Raw genomic sequence first — 17,617 nt, forward strand, 5'->3', positions numbered from 1 at the left:
ATGTAAATTTGTTAACTTTTATTATCATGATGTAAATTTTCTTTCATTTTTGGGGTTATCTCATTTTATTTTTGATAGGATAGAAGTTGTTGCACTGGCGAAAAAGAGAGGGGAAAAATGATGGCATTTTCTATTGACCAACAAAATTTAACACAAAGTCAAACCAAACTGGCAAATTATATTACGAAACATCTTCATCAGGTATTGCTTTCTACTGAAAAAGAAATTGCATATGAAGTTGGAGTTAGCATTGCTACAGTATCTCGATTCTGGTCTGTGATTGGGTTTCATAATTTGAAAGAATTTAAACAACATATGAAAAAAGAGTTAGAGGTATCTCCTGCACGAAAAATAAAACGAGTAGAGGATAAAAAATCAGATCATACGAACTATCTCTCAATCGAAAAAAGTATTGGTCTTCTTCAAGAAACATTTGAAAATATAGATAGTCAGCGATTTAATCAAGCTTTGGACATGATATATCGTGCTAAAAAAGTCTATGTATTTGCCAATGGCCCCTCGAAAGGGCTTGGAGAATTATTAATATATAGAATGAAACGCTTAGGAATTCCTATTCAACTAATTGCACATCATGGCAATGAAATTTTCGAAGAAATTATTCATTTTAAGAGAGAGGATATCGTCTTACTTTTTGCTTTTGGGAGATTGTTACCGGAAGCAAAGGTGATACTAGACTATCAAAGAGACATTCATTATCGAACGGTCATGATTACCGATCAGTTAATAGCGGACTTTACTTCTTTAGCAAGCATAAGTCTCTTTGCCAGCAGAGGAGAACCACACGAATTTCATTCTATGCTCGCTCCCACCTTGTTAATAGAGAATATCATTTTAGGTTTAAGCTTAAAAGATCAATCTTCACACATACAAAGACTAGAACAATTAACAACCTTAAGGAAAAAGTACTACAAGGAACTACCTCGTTAACATTTTAGAAACATTTTGTCTTTATTTTAATATAATATATTGTGCCAAATTTCCTATTACTATATACTATTAGTAACAAGAAAGTGAAGTTACATAAACGTGAAGCTTTATTCAAAATAAGCTAAAACTCTCACTGATTGCCAGGAAACTTTATTAGAGACAAAAGATTAAACCATTTTAATTAAAGGAGTTTATACAATGGGTATTATTCAATCTATGCGCTACAACGATTTACAGAAAAAGAACACTTTAATGTTTGTTGTGATGGCCATTACTTTATTAGTAGGCTTATCTCTTTCACTAGCTACTAATGAACTAGTATCTGCTACGTTTTATGGCTCTGAATTGGCTGTAACGATTATTACTTATTTTATTTTACAAAAGGTCCTCAAAAAACCAATTATTTTACCATATTTATTCGTTATCATTTTTTATCTTTCTAACCTATTATATATTGTGACAAGTGGCGCAAGTGCCGCCTTATTTTTAATTGTTATATTCTTAAGTTTATTCTCAGCCATTCAAATGGATCGTAAAGTATTTTATACCGGTTTTATCTTAGGTATAGCTGTTATTGTTTATAATTATATAGAGATGGATCAAACGAATGAAATAATGGTTCAATTGTTTCAATATTCACTATTGGTCTACCTATTAACAGTTATTGTGTTCCATTATATGATGAAAATGTCTAGCGAACAATTTACAAAACTAGAAAGTTTGCTACTGGCTTCCGAAAGAGAAAGTAAACAAAAAGAGCAGCAAAAAGAGTCTGTTGAAAAATCTGTTACTAACATTCTAAATAAGATTGCTCAAGTGAATGACCAGCTTCAAGAGAATGTCCAGACTCAAGAAGACCTGAATCATACCATTCAGGAAATCTCGCAGGCTAGCCAATCACAAGCAGAGCAAATTTCTGATATTTCCAATGCCACCAATGATACAAGACAAAATATCGACGTTGTGGAACAAACCTCCCAGCAATTATATGATGAATCTAAACAAGCTAGTACATTAACCTTATCTGGTAAAGAGAAGATGGATACTCTAAATCAGAATAACCAGGTTTTAGAAAAGACGATTGGAGATTTAAGTAAAACATTTGCTGAATTAACTGACAAAATAAAAGAAACCAATACTTTCGCTTCCAATATTAAAGAGATTACCGAACAAACAAACTTACTTGCCTTAAATGCTTCGATTGAAGCGGCTCGCGCAGGGGAAGCTGGAAAAGGTTTTGCGGTGGTAGCAGACGAGATCAGAAAATTAGCAGATTTAACTGGCGAGACGACAGAGAAAATAACTGGAAATTTAGCTGCTTTAAATGAAACGAATGATTCAGCAGTAGCCCAAATGGATAAAAGTATGCAAAACTTCGTGATTGGTATGGAAACCTCTTATGAAGTTACTGGTTACTTTGAAGATTTAACAAGTACGATCGCAACGCTTAATGATGCACTGCTTAATTTTTCTCACCTTGCCAAAGAAGTACAAGGTCAATCGAATGGTGTAGAAGCGTCAACCAATGATTTGGCGGCAATTATTGAACAAGCATCAGCAAGTCTTGAAGAAATGAGCGCAACGGTTACGACATTAACAGAGAGCAATCAAGAGCTAGCTTCATTGCTGGATCAGGCCGTAGAAGATTCAGAAGATCTTAAAAAACAATTTTAAACAAACTTAAAAAATACTGGGAATTTTCCCGGTATTTTTTATTTTATAATTTCAATCAGCTTATTACTTTTCGTGAATTTAATTTGAATTTGTTTTAGATTCCACAATAAATTTAAAGTCAAAGGAGAGGTTTCCATGACAAAGATTCTTATTATTGAAGACGAGGAAAAATTGGCTCGGGTTCTAGAATTAGACCCACTTCCCTTTCCATGGTTTTTTCCCTTCTTCAGCTAACTTTTCCAAGCAAAGATCGCTTGAAAAAGTGGATCTTAAGGAAAAAGTTACCACAGGAGTGAAAGTGGGCGGCCTCCGCTAACATATTTGTTCGACAACTATTGTGACTGGTAACCTTAGGATCTGTTACTTTAATAAATTATTGCATTACATGATATAAATAACATTATACTTCCTCATACTAGCGTTGTAGAATCCTAATAAGCGTAGGTGTCCGCTTCAACTCCTACGGGATGTTTTTATCCGAAGATCCACTTTGATAAGCGGTTTTTGCTTAACAAAGTTAGCTGAGGAGAAAAACCCGTGGAAAGGGAAGCGGACAAACCGTAGCGATTGCTAAGCTCACACATCATGTCAAAATTACAACATCATTTATTGCGCAGTTTCCTCATATTGCGCCACCATTCTCTTTGCATTGTTCATGTTTGAAGTTAAAATTAGTATTTATGTGCCAGCCTTTTTAAGGTACAAAAATAAGGTATGTTATAAAAATTGTTAGCAAATAGACTAGTGAACTAACGAATAGTTTGTTTGCCCAACTCAAAATAGAGTTATGTTTAAAACCACTTAATCCAATTGCTAACCACCCAATATTTATAATAGTAAAGAATCCATAAAAAAACGGATGAAAATTTTCTAAAAATAACGGAATAAATAAAAGTAGTGCAATATATATATTTGTCCGACAAATGGTAACATGAAAACCTTTGACGACTGGTAACATCTTTAAACCAGCACGGGCGTAATCATCATATTTACGAATCGCTATGGAATAGGTATGAGGCATTTGCCATAAAAACATGATCGCAAATAAGCTAAGTGGGATTGGATGTATTGCTGTATCAATTACTGCCCATCCCATTAATGGAGTAACAGCCCCTGATAAACTTCCTATATGAGTGTTCCAAGTTACCCTTCTTTTGGTCCATACCGTATAAACTACTACATAGGTATACCATCCGATAAAGCCATAAATGGCGACTTCAAGATTAATCATAAATAAGATTGATTGACCAATGATACTTAAAACAATTCCTAATATCAGAACTGTTTTCAAAGAGATAGTACCCGTAACTGTTGGACGTTGTTTTGTTCGTTCCATCAATTTGTCTACATCTGCTTCTAGCCAATTATTTAAAGTTAATGCTCCCGCAACAAGCATCCCACTTCCAAAAAGTAATAATAATAATTCAACCCAATAATCAGTAAACGGAACATTATAATAATGAACAGCAATGAAAAGCCCAAAAATAGCAGGCAGTACATTTGCAATTAATACAAACCTTTTAAATAAGTATTTTAATTCTGTTAACAAAAGACTCATTCATTGAACCCCTTAATTGATTTTCTTAATATATATTCTCCAATTGGAACCAGTACCAATATTATATGCTTTTGCGAAGGACCCCTGGTTAATAGCAACAGCCATATTATCTAAGGAATTCACATATAGCACAGGTTCACCGACATGAATAGAAGCAAACGACCTTCCAAAGGTCATATTATTTCGATACACTCTTCTCGTATCACTGATGATCTCTATTTCAACTGCTTCTCCATAGTCAACATTCAACTCTAAAAATAACTCCCTACTGATATTCGTCCACAAGTTACCAAATTGGACATCCAATATATCAATAGTACCAGAGATGATTTTGCTCTCTAACTTGGCCCCATAAAATGGTAATTGAACAACATCGTTTATCATTAATTCCTGGCCGACATCTTCAAATGTAATCGCACCTGCAGCTAATCTTGCTCCAGTATATGCATAAATATCCCGGCCATGAAAAGTATGAGATGCACCTGATTGCGGAAGTCGATTTACTTTTTCATCAATCTCGCGAATTTGTTTAATTCCCACTTTATAAAAGATATGTGTAAGTGTACCATTATCAGGCGTTACTATAAATTGATCATTATTTGTTTGTACAACCACACTCTTCCGTTCAGATCCTACCCCTGGATCTACTACAGAAACAAATACTGTTCCTTTTGGCCAATAAGCCACGGTTTGTAGAAGGCGATAGGACCCTTCCCATATGTTAAACGGGGGGATATCATGAGTATTATCATAAATTGGTATAACCCTACTGACACTGTGTGCCACACCTTTCATTGCACTAACAGCACCATCTTCTATACCAAAGTCGGATTGTAGTACTAAAGCATTCATCATGAGGATTACTCCTTTCTCAACCTAGCTTTATTATACTATTAACTGACAGTGAATTGAAAGGATATGTCAACATACACAGCATGAAATTCTCCTTAAGGGAGACGTTTTTTTAAGCTGGGTTTACAAATCACCCAATGATTCTGTTATCTCTTCACTTTATGCTTGAGTCTTTTGTAACGGACAATTACCTCATCAGTTATAGAAAAATCCCGAACGTTTGAAGCGTTCGGGATTCTGTAGCTAATTAAAAGTTGGCCAGTTGTTTTGCCATCCAAAGACCATCCACCACTTTCCATCCGTTTCAAAAACCATCGGATCGATCGCATTATATTCTGTTTGACCAGAGCGAGTAATCTAAATATCCATAGGGGTTCCTGTGTCATCAATAAATGCAAAACGTTGCTCATCTTCCAGCCCATTTTCGATAACCGCAAATATATTATCTGCTGTTACTTTCGGCAGCTTAGGTGCGCTCTCTCCACCCATATCGGTTTTCATCCATCCAGGATGAATTGATAATACATCGATATCGTCATCTTTTAAATAAACTTTTAATTTTTCAGTTAACATATTTAAAGCTACTTTTGTCATACCATAGGGATAATCTCCACTATAGGCATTGGATAAACTACCCGCTTCAGAGCTTATGTTAATGACAGCTTGATTAGTCATCGTTTTTTGCTCAAGTCCCCTCCGCAAAACAGGCAAAAAGTGTTTAACAACTCGCATTGGACCAAGTGTATTTACATCAAAAGCTTGTAAGCAAGCATGGATGTCTAACTCCTCGATAGTTTTATCACGCTCATTCAATATAGCGGCATTATTTATGATTACATCTAGATATTGATCCGTAAGTTTTACTGCTTCTGCTGCTTGTTCAACAGATTTTTCATTGGTTACATCCATATGAATAATTCGAAGTTGCCCTTCGTATTTTTCCTTTAATTGTTGTAAATCATGAATTTGTTTATCTGATACAGAGCGCACAGCTGCAAATATAATGTGTCCTCTCTCTAGTCCGCTTTCAACCAAAGATAATCCTAATCCTCTGTTTGCTCCCGTAACAAAAACCTTCATTCTATCACCTCATCCACATTTTTGTAAACCCTTACAGTTAATCATACCATATTTTTTTATTAAGAATAAGGATATTCTAATCGGAAGTAATTCAAAAGAGCTATACTCAATATTGTTTTTAAAAAAGTTACTGGTTACTTCAGCTTTTAGTAGTGTCCGAGGATTAAATTTATCCCGGTGTAAACACCTGTACATAAGGGTTCTTTCTTCAGCAAAAAATTAAGCAGAGAACAACCGGACATTAAGTTCAGATCACAAAAAATGGTCACGTTTATTTATTCATAACGTGACCTTTTTTTTATTATTTATTTCTAAAAATCTTAACGACTTCCATTAATACAACAGACGCGATCGCAAGACCGAATGCAATCCATCCCTGACTCCATCCAAATTCAGCCGGGATATGGAATACACCTCTTGCAAATGGAAGGATTGTGATTGTATATAAAACAAAGCCAACCACTACAGCGCCTAGTACGTATTTATTTTGAAAGAAGCCTGCTCCAAATGCGGTCTGAACGTTAGACCTTGCAGGGAAAGTCTGTAAAGTCCTTGATAAAATTAAAGTGGTAAATGCCATGGCAACACCCATCTCTTCAGAATGTTGCAGACCGATATAGTGTGAAATAATGACCGCTACACCTATGAATAAACCTCGAATAATTACAGATCGCAAAGTACCTCCTGCAAAGATACCATCATCAATCTTTCGTGGTTTTCTTTTCATCACATTTGGTTCTGATTTCTCCATCCCTAAGGCAATTGCCGGCAATGAATCATTGACCAAGTTAATAAATAATAATTGTAAAGCAGTAAAAGGATTTGCCCAATTCATGATGACGGCAAATAATATCGCAATGATCGCTCCAAGATTACCTGCAAACAGATAAGCAATCGATTTTTTGATGTTATCAAATACGGTCCGACCGACACTAACTGCTTTGACAATGGATACAAAATTGTCATCTGTTAATATCATGGCTGCAGAATCCTTAGCAACATCTGTACCACTGCCCATCCCAATTCCAATATCCGCTTGTTTCAATGCGGGAGCATCATTAACACCGTCACCTGTCATAGCGGTAATTTGGTTTTTCCGTTGCCATGCTTTGACGATTCGTATTTTATTTTCAGGTGATACCCGTGCATAGACAGAAATATGCTCTAATTTCTCATCTAACTCTTGTTCAGACATTTTATCTAATTCTTTACCAGTTACTGCTAGATCGTCTTCTTCCATCAGTCCAATTTCTTTTCCGATTGCTTCTGCAGTTGTTTTATGATCACCAGTTATCATCACTGGTTTGATGCCTGCTTTTTTTGCTTCTTCAATTGAGCCATATACCGCGTCTCTTGGCGGGTCCATCATAGCGGTAAATCCAATCAGAACAAAATCTTTTTCATCTTTTAATGTCACATGATCTTTATCTAACTTTTTATATGCAAAAGCCAACACGCGTAATGCTTGTTTTGAATATGCTTCATTCTGCTGGTGCAGTTTTTCAAGCCAATCAGATGTCAATTCTTCCTCTTTACCATCGTTTAAAATAAACCTGGCTTTATCTAACATGACATCTGGTCCACCTTTAATTAACATCAATCGCTCATCGTTAATTGTATGTACAGTAGACATCATCTTTCGATCTGAGTCGAAAGGTAATTCTGCTTCTCGCTTATACTTATTTCTTAATTCTTTATACGGTTCTTTTTGTTTATCTGCTAAATGAATTAGTGCAATCTCTGTTGGATCCCCTATTTCGTTTTTATCTTCATTAATATAGGAATCATTACACAATGCAGCCGTTTGTATTAGTAACTCTTCATTCTTTGAGCCTTTTTCGGTACTAAATGGTTCCTCTACTCCAGGTAAAAAAGTTTCAGTGACTGTCATTTGATTTTGTGTTAATGTTCCTGTTTTGTCTGTGCAGATAACACTGGTTGATCCTAACGTTTCTACTGCCGGTAATCTACGTATAATGGCATGCTGCTTTGCCATTTTATTGGTTCCAACAGAAAGAACAATAGTTACAATGGATTGCAAGGCCTCAGGAATGGCGGCAACCGCGATCGCTACTGAGAACATTAACGCATCTAACACAGCTTTTGTCATATCAACATCTGCATCACTAAACCATATGCGGCCAACCTGTACTGCGAATATTACAATACATATAAGCAGGATAGCTAACCCTAGTTTTTTACTAAAGGAATCTAGTTTTCGTTGCAATGGTGTTTGTTTAGATTCAGCAGTTTCGATCATTTCAGCGATTTTACCGATTTCTGCTTTTCCACCTGTAGCTGTAACTACAAATGTACCTCGACCGTTGACGACTAGTGAACTGGAAAATACCATATTAACTCTGTCACCAATCGATACTTCCTCTTCAATAGGTTCTGTGCCCTTTTCGACAGCATCTGATTCACCAGTAAGCATTCCTTCATTAATTTTTAATGATTCAGCTTCTAATAAGCGACCATCTGCCGGTATGTAATCTCCAGCTTCCAATAGAACAATATCGCCTGGCACCAACTCACGAGCCATAATGGTTTGACTCGTACCATTTCGAACCACTTTGGCTTCAGGAGCAGACATATCACGTAGAGCATCGAGAGAGCTTTCGGCTTTTTTCGTTTGGACTACACTAATAACCGAATTCAATAAAATAACAATAAATATAATGATGGATTCAATAACTTCTCCCAAGACTAGCTGAACGATTGCAGCAATTAACAGAACAACTACCATGGCATCTTTAAACGTTTCTAAAAACAGTTTCCAGGTAGGGACTTTTTCTTTATCTGCTATTTCATTATAACCCTCCTGTTCCAATCGATTATTGACTTCCTGACTGGTAAGTCCTTCTTCTTTTGTAACTTCCCACTGGTCTAATACTTCTTTTATGTTTTTTTGGTAGGTACTCAAGCTTCGTTTCCTCCCTAATCTTTGTTTTTCGTAATTAAGACTTTTTCGATTCGGTAATCTGATATTTCGATTGCTTCTAAGATAAGATTACCATACGTTACACTTAGATGTTCTTCCTGACGGGGAATATAACCTAATTGATGGACCATAAAACCATTAATAGTTTCAAAATCCTCTGAAGGTAGCTCTACTTGAAAGGCTTCTTCCAATAGATAAAGATGTGTCGTTCCCTCCACTTCAAATTGATTACTATTAATTTTTTTAAAACTACTTGATTCATCTTCTCCAGGAAGGTGATGTTCACTTAGTATTTCTCCAACAATTTCTTCAATAATGTCTTCCATTGTAATTAAACCATCAATTCCACCGTATTCATCAACGACCATTGCAACATGAATGTTATGACGTTTCATATCTCGAAAAGCTACATCTACTGGCTGAGATTCCATAACATAATAAGGTTTTCTCAAAATGCTTGCAAGTGTAAACGGATGATCTCTTTCTTGTAAAAAGGGAAACATATCTTTCATATGTAAGATACCAATTACATGATCGATATCACTATCATAGACAGGAAAACGGGTAAAACGTTTGTCATTAATCACTTCTAATATTTCAGCCACACTTGCTTCGATATTTATTGCTGTAATGTCTGTCCGATGGGTCATAATATCTGTTACGGTTTTGTCGTTAAATTCAAAAATATTATGAATCATACGTTTCTCGTCATTTTCAATAGTACCCCTTTCCCCGCCAATATCAACTAGCATCCGAATTTCCTCTTCATTTGCTTCATCTTGTTTTGCATTCGGATCGACACCAAATAATTTTACGATTAAGTTTGTGGAAAGATTCAAAATTTTCACAAATGGATAACTTATTTTAAATAAAAATGTTAAAGGAACCACTGTTTTATATGCAATTGTTTCAGCTTTTTGTAAGGCAAGTTGTTTTGGCACAAGTTCACCTATCACTAACGTAAAGTAAGAAAGTAATATCGTTATCGTAATAACTGCTATTGTTTCCAGTATCGATATCGCTATAGGCACACCAATTGCTACTAACCATTCTGCCAGTGGACCAGCAAAACTATCTGCAGCAAAAGCACTAGCTAAAAATCCTGCCAGAGTAATTCCAATTTGTATAGTTGCTAAAAACCGTCCTGGTTCAGCTAGTAGAGTCTGCAGTTGCATTGACTTTTTATCTTTTTGGTCCGCTCTTTTTTTTATTTTATTATCATTTAATGCGACTAATGAAATTTCGGAAGCTGCAAAAAAAGCATTAATCAATATTAAAACAAGTAAGATTCCAATTTCTAAAAACAAATTATCATCCCTCCAAAAACATCTATATCTTTGTTATACCCAAAATAGTCGATCATAAGACAATACGTGCTAGTAAATTGAGAAAAAAGTGGTTAAAAATGGTGCTTCCTGTCTAAAACTATGGCATAATAGGTAATGTTAGTTATAAATTTGTTATTATGTGATAATAAAATGAGACTTCAATCAGCGGGAATTTTTAATTCCGCTGATTGATTATGCAACTTATAAGGAAGTTACCGGTTGTTTAGCACTGTGATAAATAGAAATTTTATATTAATATATTTAAACAATCCTTCATAAGAACACATCAATTTGTAAAGTGAGACTTCAAGCTGTGGAGGCCATACAGATACGCCGTAATAAATATCGTAGTTAGAAAGAAGTTGATGAATACATGCAATTAGAAATAGATAAATCATCTTTGCATATTTACGAAGCTTTAGCAAGCAAGGTAAGGTTGGAAATTATTCAGTTATTATCTAAAAATAAATTGAATATTAAAGAACTCTCGAGTGCGTTAGGTATCAGTAGCCCGATCGTTACAAAGCATATTGAAAAATTAGAAAAGGCAGGTATTATTCGAACTGAGAAAATACCAGGTAAATCTGGACTTCAACGGATTTCGATCTTGAAAGTCGATCATATTGAAGTGAATTTCCCGAAGAAGATCTATCATTCTTTTGCTACCTATGAGACAAGTGTACCTATTGGTCATTATACAGACTATGATGTCTTACCTACATGTGGGTTAGCTACGAATAAAGACTTTGTAGGACCAGTGGATCAGACAAAATATTTTATGGATCCTAAACGAATGGATGCTCGAATTTTGTGGTTTACTCAAGGTTTTGTTGAATACAAAACACCAAACTTTCTTAATGAAGAAGATCAATTACAACAAATGGATATAAGTTTTGAAATTTCTTCAGAGTTTCCTTTTTCTAATGAAGTATGGCCATCCGATATTACATTCACCTTAAACAATATGGAACTTGGTTCATGGCAAAGTCCCGGGGATTTTGCTGACACCCGTGGGAAATATACTCCTGGTTGGTGGCCACATAACATTAATCAATATGGTGTATTTAAAACAATCAGAATTACGTCACACGGTACATATATGGATGGAGAACCGATGTCAGATGTAACAATTGATGATTTAGACACGAGTGTTGATGGTTGGAAATTCCGTGTAGAGGTAAAAGAAGACGCCGAACATGTCGGTGGAGTTACGTTATTCGGAAAAGGATTCGGAAATCATGATCAAGATATTAACTTTAAATTATACTATATTTAAATAGAATGGAACTTCAGGTGCAATCTTGTTTTGTATAAGCAAGATTGCATTTTTTTTTAGAAATAACAATTTATCATTATAGACCTAAAATCCAAATAGAAGCTATTGAATGTTTTTTTAAAATACGCTTCACTTCTGCTTATCTATCATATAAAATATTAGTAGAATAATGTCGAAAATTCTACTGACAAGAAAATGAGGAAACTACCATGAAAAAAACCGTCATTATTGCAGATGATTCTCGTTTTATGAGGCGTTGGCTTAAACAAATTATTGAAAAGAATTCTTATGAAGTTATTGCAGAGGCAACAACCGGTTTAGAGGCTGTTAAAATGTATCAGCAATTTCACCCTGATATTATTCTTATTGATATTGTAATGCCAAAATCAAATGGATTGGACGCATTAAAAAAAATTAAAGAATTAGATCCAAAAGCCAATGTCATTATTTCATCGTCCCTCGCCACCACTAATAATATAACATGCGCCTTGCAATATGGTGCAAAAGATTTTATTGTGAAACCACATTTTAATACACTAATTAAAATTATGGATAATACGCTTAAATAAAAAGAAGCTCGGACATAATAAACTGCCTGAGCTTCTTTTTACTATTATTAAAATAGATCAAAAAAAGTCTCTTGTCCTAAGTGTTGCACAAATTTATCTGCTAATGCTTTTAAGTCCGTTGATTCTTCTAAATAAAGCCATTGATCATCTTTTTCCCCTGTATATGATTTTCGTTCAACTTGGAACAATCTTGCCTTTTTATCTACTAACGAAAAACATAACTGCGCTTCATATGTTTTGTATTTAGGGTCAGACAATGCTTCCACAATTAATGGATTTTCGTCAAATGGCACGGGATTTTCGTAGGTATATAGATATATACTCTTCTGTCTAATATCTAATTTATAATCTTTGATCGGACTGTTATTTTCCATGCTTTTCTTTATCGTAGTTACTTCTTCATCTGTGATTTTTCGTTTTGACTTTTTAGTTAAAAATACTCTGCCATTTGGATGTTCATATATTTCGTAACCCTCTGGGATACTATTTAAAGATGTATCTGGGTCGTCCTTTTTAAAATAATAACTTGGATTCCCTTTTTTTGTTTTCCGCACATGCAAAAAATATTCATCACCACGAAAGTTCGTATATTGTACTGTCATATTTACACCACCTTTAGTTTCATAACCGATTCTTGCTCACAAGTTTTTTGCTTTCATAAGTATAACAAAAAACTAGTTAAAGTGAAACTTTGAAAGGTATGAAATCTTGCTATTCCTCAAACAAAAGGTTAAATAATATAAGTAATTTTTATAATAATGCAAGTGTCCGTTTACATGTACTATATCTAAAACAATTATTGGGGCTACTAGCGACGGTTACGCAGCGAAAAATTTTCACTAATATGTGATATGCATCACATATTTTCATTACCCGATCTGATATGCTTTAAATAATTATAAAGGAGGAATAAAAAATGAGAGAATTCCAATTAACGGATACGCCCGCAGATATCGTCAAAGTCTATCCTAAAGCAAGTGACTTTTTCAAGAAAGCCAAAGTCGATTTTTGTTGTGGTGGTGATCAACCACTTCAAACGATAATAGATAAAAAGAAAAAGCCGATAGATGGTCAACAATTAATTTCTTCGATTAATGAATCCTATCAAAAATGGAAAGAAGCAGGTAATAAAGAAGTGAATTGGGATGAAGTTTCTCCATCAGAAGTCGTGAACTATGTACTGGAAAACCACCATCACTATTTAACAGAGGAATTAACGCCATTAAGTCAATTCGTGACAAAAATATATCGTGTTCATGGAACACATCATCCACACCTGGAAGAATTATTTAAATATTTTCATCAATACAAAATGGAAATGGAAAGTCATATGATCGAAGAAGAACGTGATTTATTCCCACTATTTGAACAATATGAAAAAAATCCGACAGAACAATTAAAAAATCGAATCTTCAACTTAAATGAAACGATGATAAAGGATCATGAATATGTAGGTGAACTCATTCAAAAAATGAATGAATTAACCAATAATTATACATTACCTGAAGGTGCATGCAATTCGTATCGCATCACTTATGAAAGATTATCAGAATTAGAACAAAACACATATCAGCATATTCATTTGGAGAATAACGTTTTATTTAAATCCGTTTCATAATGAATGGAATGCTGACACACGTGAGGACTTTTTCTAGAGATTCTTACCTGTACTCCTATTAATTCAATGAATTACTCTATATGAAGTGTAATAGAACTAAATATTGGGAATAGCTTTAAGAGAGTTATCATCAAAAGGAGTGCATATACATGGAAATTAAAATTTCTGATAAAGCCCTAGAGTGGTTTAAAAATGAAGTAGAAGTCAATAATGGGGATACAGTTAAATTTCAAGCGAAATACGGTGGATACAGTCCTATACATGAAGGGTTTTCATTAGCTTTCTCATTAAATGAGCCACTCAAAGATACCATTACTTCTAAAGAGAAAGATGGCATTACATTTTTCATAGATGGAACAGATGCATGGTACTTTGAAGGATATAACTTAATTGTTAACTACGATGAAAAAATTGATGAAGTTGCTTACGATTATGAAGAAAGCAACTAAAAAAGTGGGGGAGGAATCCCTCACTTTTTTTATTGTGTAATCTTCCGTAATTACCTTAATTGAAAAGATCTGAGCGTCTCTATCCCTCGATAATTGAATTCTCATTTGATCAAGTTGCGAGACAGATTACATAATCTTTTTGATTTCATATGTTAAAATAGGTATAAATTGAGAATAAAATGAGTAGTCCCTCATTTCATAGTATAATTATTCAGGAGGTATGCGAATATGAGTAAGCAGGAGTTCCGTAAAGCGATGAGCAAATTCGCTACTGGAATTACAGTGGTTACAACAGAGTTTGATAACGAGGTGCAAGGCATGACTGTCAATGCCTTTATGTCTGTTTCATTAGATCCTCAATTAATTACAATCTCACTTGACCATAAAACAAGTTTTTATCAAAATGCTGATAAAATCAAACGATTTGGTGTTAGTATTTTAAGAGAAGAACAAAAAGAAGTGTCGATGATTTTTGCCAAACAGGTGGATAAAAAATATGATGATTACAACACATTGGACGGCATACCGGTAATCAATGATAGTTTAACCACCTTAGCCTGTAGTGTTGTAAATACAGTTGAAGCGGGAGATCATATGCTGCTGATCGCAGAAGTAGATAAAATTAAACTTGCAGAAGGAAATCCAATTATTTATTACAATAGTGGATACGAAAAAATATCTGAAGAACAATAGTTTCATGGAGGAAGACAATGGCGATTCTATCGATCCTGAGAAAAAGCGCAAGCTTACCTAAAAAAGAAGCCATGTTTTGGCTTAATAGAATTAGTATGCGTGATACTCTTGTTTACCTTTTTCTCTTATTTTTTATCAGTTTTTTACCAAATGTGATACTTATTATATCGCAATTTGATCCAACTCAATCTCAAATTCCTTATAGCCAGTACTTGCTTCAGGTTATTGTGTTTTATCCTTTCTTTATGATGTTCTTGATCGTTTCTAGTATTTCTATCCTCACACTTGGCTCTTGGTTAATTAAGTGGTTATGTCAACGAAAGCTTGCTTACCAACAATTATGGAAGATGACCTCTTATGCGTTGTTATGGCCATTATTGATTTATCATCTGCTTTTTTTCACCAAGCTTCCGGTAACCTTTAGTTTTACGATAGGTTTAGTCTTACTATACATCATCTTATTTAAAATGATTATAAGTTATCCAAAAAAGAAATGAGGGAACTTAAATTGAGAAGAAATGATTGGAAAATAAGCCAAAGCTCTATCACCCAGGTTGATCGATTTAAAATAACAATAGATGAGGTCTTACTCGCTAATAAAGAGACGCAAAATTTTTCTTATATAGAATTTACAGAAGGAGTTTGTATATTAGCAATTACCCCTGAGCAAAAAATTATCACATTAAAACAGTTTCGTCATCCCTTACAGTCAACGGAGATAGAATTTCCTGCAGGTATGATTGATGATAATGAAGAACCTATGGTTGCTGCCGAGCGCGAGTTACTTGAGGAGACAGGTTATCAATCCGAGCATTGGCAATCACTTGATTTCTTTTACCCCTCACCAGGATCAACGACAGAGAAAATCCATTTGTTTTTAGCTGAAAATGCAAAAAAAATATCCAATCAACAATTGGATGAATTAGAGAACATTGAAGTAGAGGAAGTAGAAATTAAGGACTTCAGTCACTTAGTAGAAAAGGGAATTTTCAGGCATGGTGCAGGGTTAGCGTGTTGGGCTAGATATCTAAGTAATGCAAACAATTAAAAAGGTTGGGAGATAAATATTGTTCTGAACGCCCCGGCTTGCCCCCTTGCCTTTTATTTTTTCTTCTATTACACGAAAAATCCAAACGAATCAATTCGTTTGGATTTTTCTAGTGAAATTTTTTATTTCTATTTCTTTTTACGTATAGCTCTGTAAAAGTTAATTTACAATCATTTCTCTAACTTTTGATACTTCTTCATTCGGTACAATATAATAATAGATACCATCAATTGTCTTACCAGACCCCTGCATTTGGTAACTATTCATATTTTTTCTTGTATTCGAATAACCGCTTAATAGTGCTTTCATATTGTTAAAATCAAGACTCGTTGACATATTATTTCCCATAATATCTATCATCTCATCAATTTTTGTTACATTGGCTACGTTGGCACCTTGATCTATAATAGCTTGAATTACTTTTCGTTGACGATCGGTTCGTCCAAAGTCACCGTTGGGATCTTGCTTACGCATCCGCACATATGCTAATGTTTTATCTCCGTCCATTTCTACAGGACCTTTAGCAAACTGATATTTGCCATCATTCCATTCTATTTCGTTCTGGACAGTTATCTTTCCAACTTCATCCACTAATTCCTTTAAACCTTCCATGTTAATTCTCACAAAATAATCAATCTCGATATCTAAGAAATTTTGCACCGTTTGAACAGACATATCAGCTCCACCAAATGCATATGCATGATTTATTTTATCTTCAAAACCTTTACCAACAATTAACGTACGTGTATCTCGTGGTATACTAACTAATTGCATTTCGTCATTTTTAGGTTTCAAAGTCATCACCATTAGTGCATCTGAACGTCCCGAATCATTACCACGCTGATCTACTCCTAAAAGTAGTATATTTAGTGGTTCTGCATCTTCTGTTTTTTTGCTAACTTTTTCTGTGTCTATTGACTCTATTGGATCGTGCATTCTTGTATTAAAAGTCTCTTCCACATCGTTAATAATGGACCAGGCATAACCACCAATCGCTAATATGATAACAAGTAATATGATAAGAGGTGTTAAAATCCACCATTTTTTTGACTTTTTAAGTTTTGATCTTGTTTCCACTTCTCAATCAACATCCTATCTTTATAATATACGATTTCATCCATAGTGTATTAATACTGATAAAATCAGGGAAATTGTTAGCTTAGTTCCGATCATTTATCGCAATGATTCAATGAATCGCAATTTATATTATAGCACAATATTACTATAAAAAGGAAACTATTATTTGAATATTTTAACAATACTTAACATCTAATAGATAATTACTTTTTGAAAATTTGATTAAAAAAAAGCACCAAAATAACACCACTTGCAACCCTCTCCCAGAATAAGGATACTGTTCAACAAATATGTAGTAATTTTGACAGTGAATTTGTGCGTAACATCCGCTACGGCTTGTTCGCTCCCCTTTCCATGGGGTTTTCCCTTCAGCTAACTTTTCCAAGCAAAAACCGCATGGAAAAGTGGATCTTCAGGAAAAACGAGTCCCATAGGAGTTGTAGCGAACGCCTACGCTAGTTATAGTGCTACAATTGATGCAAGAGTTTAAATTATAACACTATCGC

At 34.4% G+C, this 17,617-nt stretch carries 16 protein-coding genes; 9 read left to right on the forward strand and 7 right to left on the reverse strand.

The genetic code is table 11. The features are described from left to right. Positions 1-117 precede the first annotated feature (117 nt). Positions 118-948: a MurR/RpiR family transcriptional regulator gene (locus BUC25_RS01655; RefSeq protein ID WP_073199051.1), complete on the forward strand. Its 831-nt coding sequence runs from the start codon at positions 118-120 to the stop codon at positions 946-948. A 198-nt stretch (positions 949-1,146) separates the two neighbouring features. Beyond that, positions 1,147-2,622, forward strand: coding sequence for a methyl-accepting chemotaxis protein (locus BUC25_RS01660; RefSeq protein WP_073199053.1), 1,476 nt, complete (start codon positions 1,147-1,149; stop codon positions 2,620-2,622). 694 nt (positions 2,623-3,316) lie between these two features. Here the strand turns inward: BUC25_RS01660 and cyoE are convergent. The 5 genes from cyoE to BUC25_RS01685 form a co-directional block, all read right to left on the reverse strand. Beyond that, positions 3,317-4,180, reverse strand: coding sequence for a heme o synthase (cyoE, locus tag BUC25_RS01665; RefSeq protein ID WP_073199055.1), 864 nt, complete (start codon positions 4,178-4,180; stop codon positions 3,317-3,319). A gap of 12 nt (positions 4,181-4,192) precedes the next feature. Next, positions 4,193-5,035 (reverse strand): SAM hydrolase/SAM-dependent halogenase family protein, encoded by an 843-nt coding sequence (locus BUC25_RS01670; protein WP_073199056.1) that lies wholly within the window; start codon positions 5,033-5,035, stop codon positions 4,193-4,195. Between the two features lie 354 nt (positions 5,036-5,389). Continuing rightward, entirely contained in the window at positions 5,390-6,112 is a 723-nt protein-coding gene (locus tag BUC25_RS01675) for an SDR family oxidoreductase (RefSeq protein ID WP_073199058.1), read from the reverse strand. 301 nt (positions 6,113-6,413) lie between these two features. Beyond that, on the reverse strand, positions 6,414-9,035 hold the full coding sequence (locus tag BUC25_RS01680) for a cation-translocating P-type ATPase (RefSeq protein WP_073199060.1): 2,622 nt from the start codon (positions 9,033-9,035) through the stop codon (positions 6,414-6,416). 14 nt (positions 9,036-9,049) lie between these two features. Then, positions 9,050-10,360 (reverse strand): hemolysin family protein, encoded by a 1,311-nt coding sequence (locus tag BUC25_RS01685; RefSeq protein ID WP_073199062.1) that lies wholly within the window; start codon positions 10,358-10,360, stop codon positions 9,050-9,052. Positions 10,361-10,754: 394 nt separating this feature from the next. Between BUC25_RS01685 and BUC25_RS01690 the strand changes: the two genes are divergently transcribed. Further along, a complete protein-coding gene (locus BUC25_RS01690; RefSeq protein ID WP_073199064.1) occupies positions 10,755-11,657 on the forward strand; it encodes an ArsR family transcriptional regulator in 903 nt (300 codons plus the stop codon). Positions 11,658-11,866: 209 nt separating this feature from the next. Then, complete coding sequence (locus tag BUC25_RS01695; RefSeq protein WP_073199066.1) at positions 11,867-12,226, forward strand: response regulator; 360 nt, start codon at positions 11,867-11,869, stop codon at positions 12,224-12,226. Between the two features lie 47 nt (positions 12,227-12,273). Here BUC25_RS01695 and BUC25_RS01700 read toward each other — a convergent pair whose 3' ends face one another. Continuing rightward, positions 12,274-12,828 (reverse strand): hypothetical protein, encoded by a 555-nt coding sequence (locus BUC25_RS01700; RefSeq protein WP_073199067.1) that lies wholly within the window; start codon positions 12,826-12,828, stop codon positions 12,274-12,276. A 314-nt stretch (positions 12,829-13,142) separates the two neighbouring features. Between BUC25_RS01700 and ric the strand changes: the two genes are divergently transcribed. From ric to BUC25_RS01725, 5 genes are all read left to right on the forward strand, one after another. Next, positions 13,143-13,844: an iron-sulfur cluster repair di-iron protein gene (gene ric, locus BUC25_RS01705; RefSeq protein WP_073199069.1), complete on the forward strand. Its 702-nt coding sequence runs from the start codon at positions 13,143-13,145 to the stop codon at positions 13,842-13,844. 149 nt (positions 13,845-13,993) lie between these two features. Then, a complete protein-coding gene (locus BUC25_RS01710; RefSeq protein ID WP_073199071.1) occupies positions 13,994-14,293 on the forward strand; it encodes a HesB/YadR/YfhF family protein in 300 nt (99 codons plus the stop codon). A 228-nt stretch (positions 14,294-14,521) separates the two neighbouring features. Then, a complete protein-coding gene (locus BUC25_RS01715) occupies positions 14,522-14,986 on the forward strand; it encodes a flavin reductase family protein (RefSeq protein WP_073199073.1) in 465 nt (154 codons plus the stop codon). Between the two features lie 17 nt (positions 14,987-15,003). Next, positions 15,004-15,483, forward strand: a complete 480-nt coding sequence (locus tag BUC25_RS01720) for a DUF1189 family protein (protein ID WP_073199075.1) — start codon at positions 15,004-15,006, stop codon at positions 15,481-15,483. 11 nt (positions 15,484-15,494) lie between these two features. Beyond that, a complete protein-coding gene (locus BUC25_RS01725; RefSeq protein WP_139251747.1) occupies positions 15,495-16,034 on the forward strand; it encodes an NUDIX hydrolase in 540 nt (179 codons plus the stop codon). 159 nt (positions 16,035-16,193) lie between these two features. Here the strand turns inward: BUC25_RS01725 and BUC25_RS01730 are convergent, their stop codons facing one another. Continuing rightward, positions 16,194-17,111, reverse strand: a complete 918-nt coding sequence (locus BUC25_RS01730; RefSeq protein WP_073199079.1) for an LCP family glycopolymer transferase — start codon at positions 17,109-17,111, stop codon at positions 16,194-16,196. Positions 17,112-17,617: the final 506 nt, after the last annotated feature.

Origin of the sequence: Gracilibacillus kekensis (genome assembly GCF_900143085.1) — a bacterium.
GTDB lineage: Bacteria > Bacillota > Bacilli > Bacillales > Amphibacillaceae > Gracilibacillus > Gracilibacillus kekensis.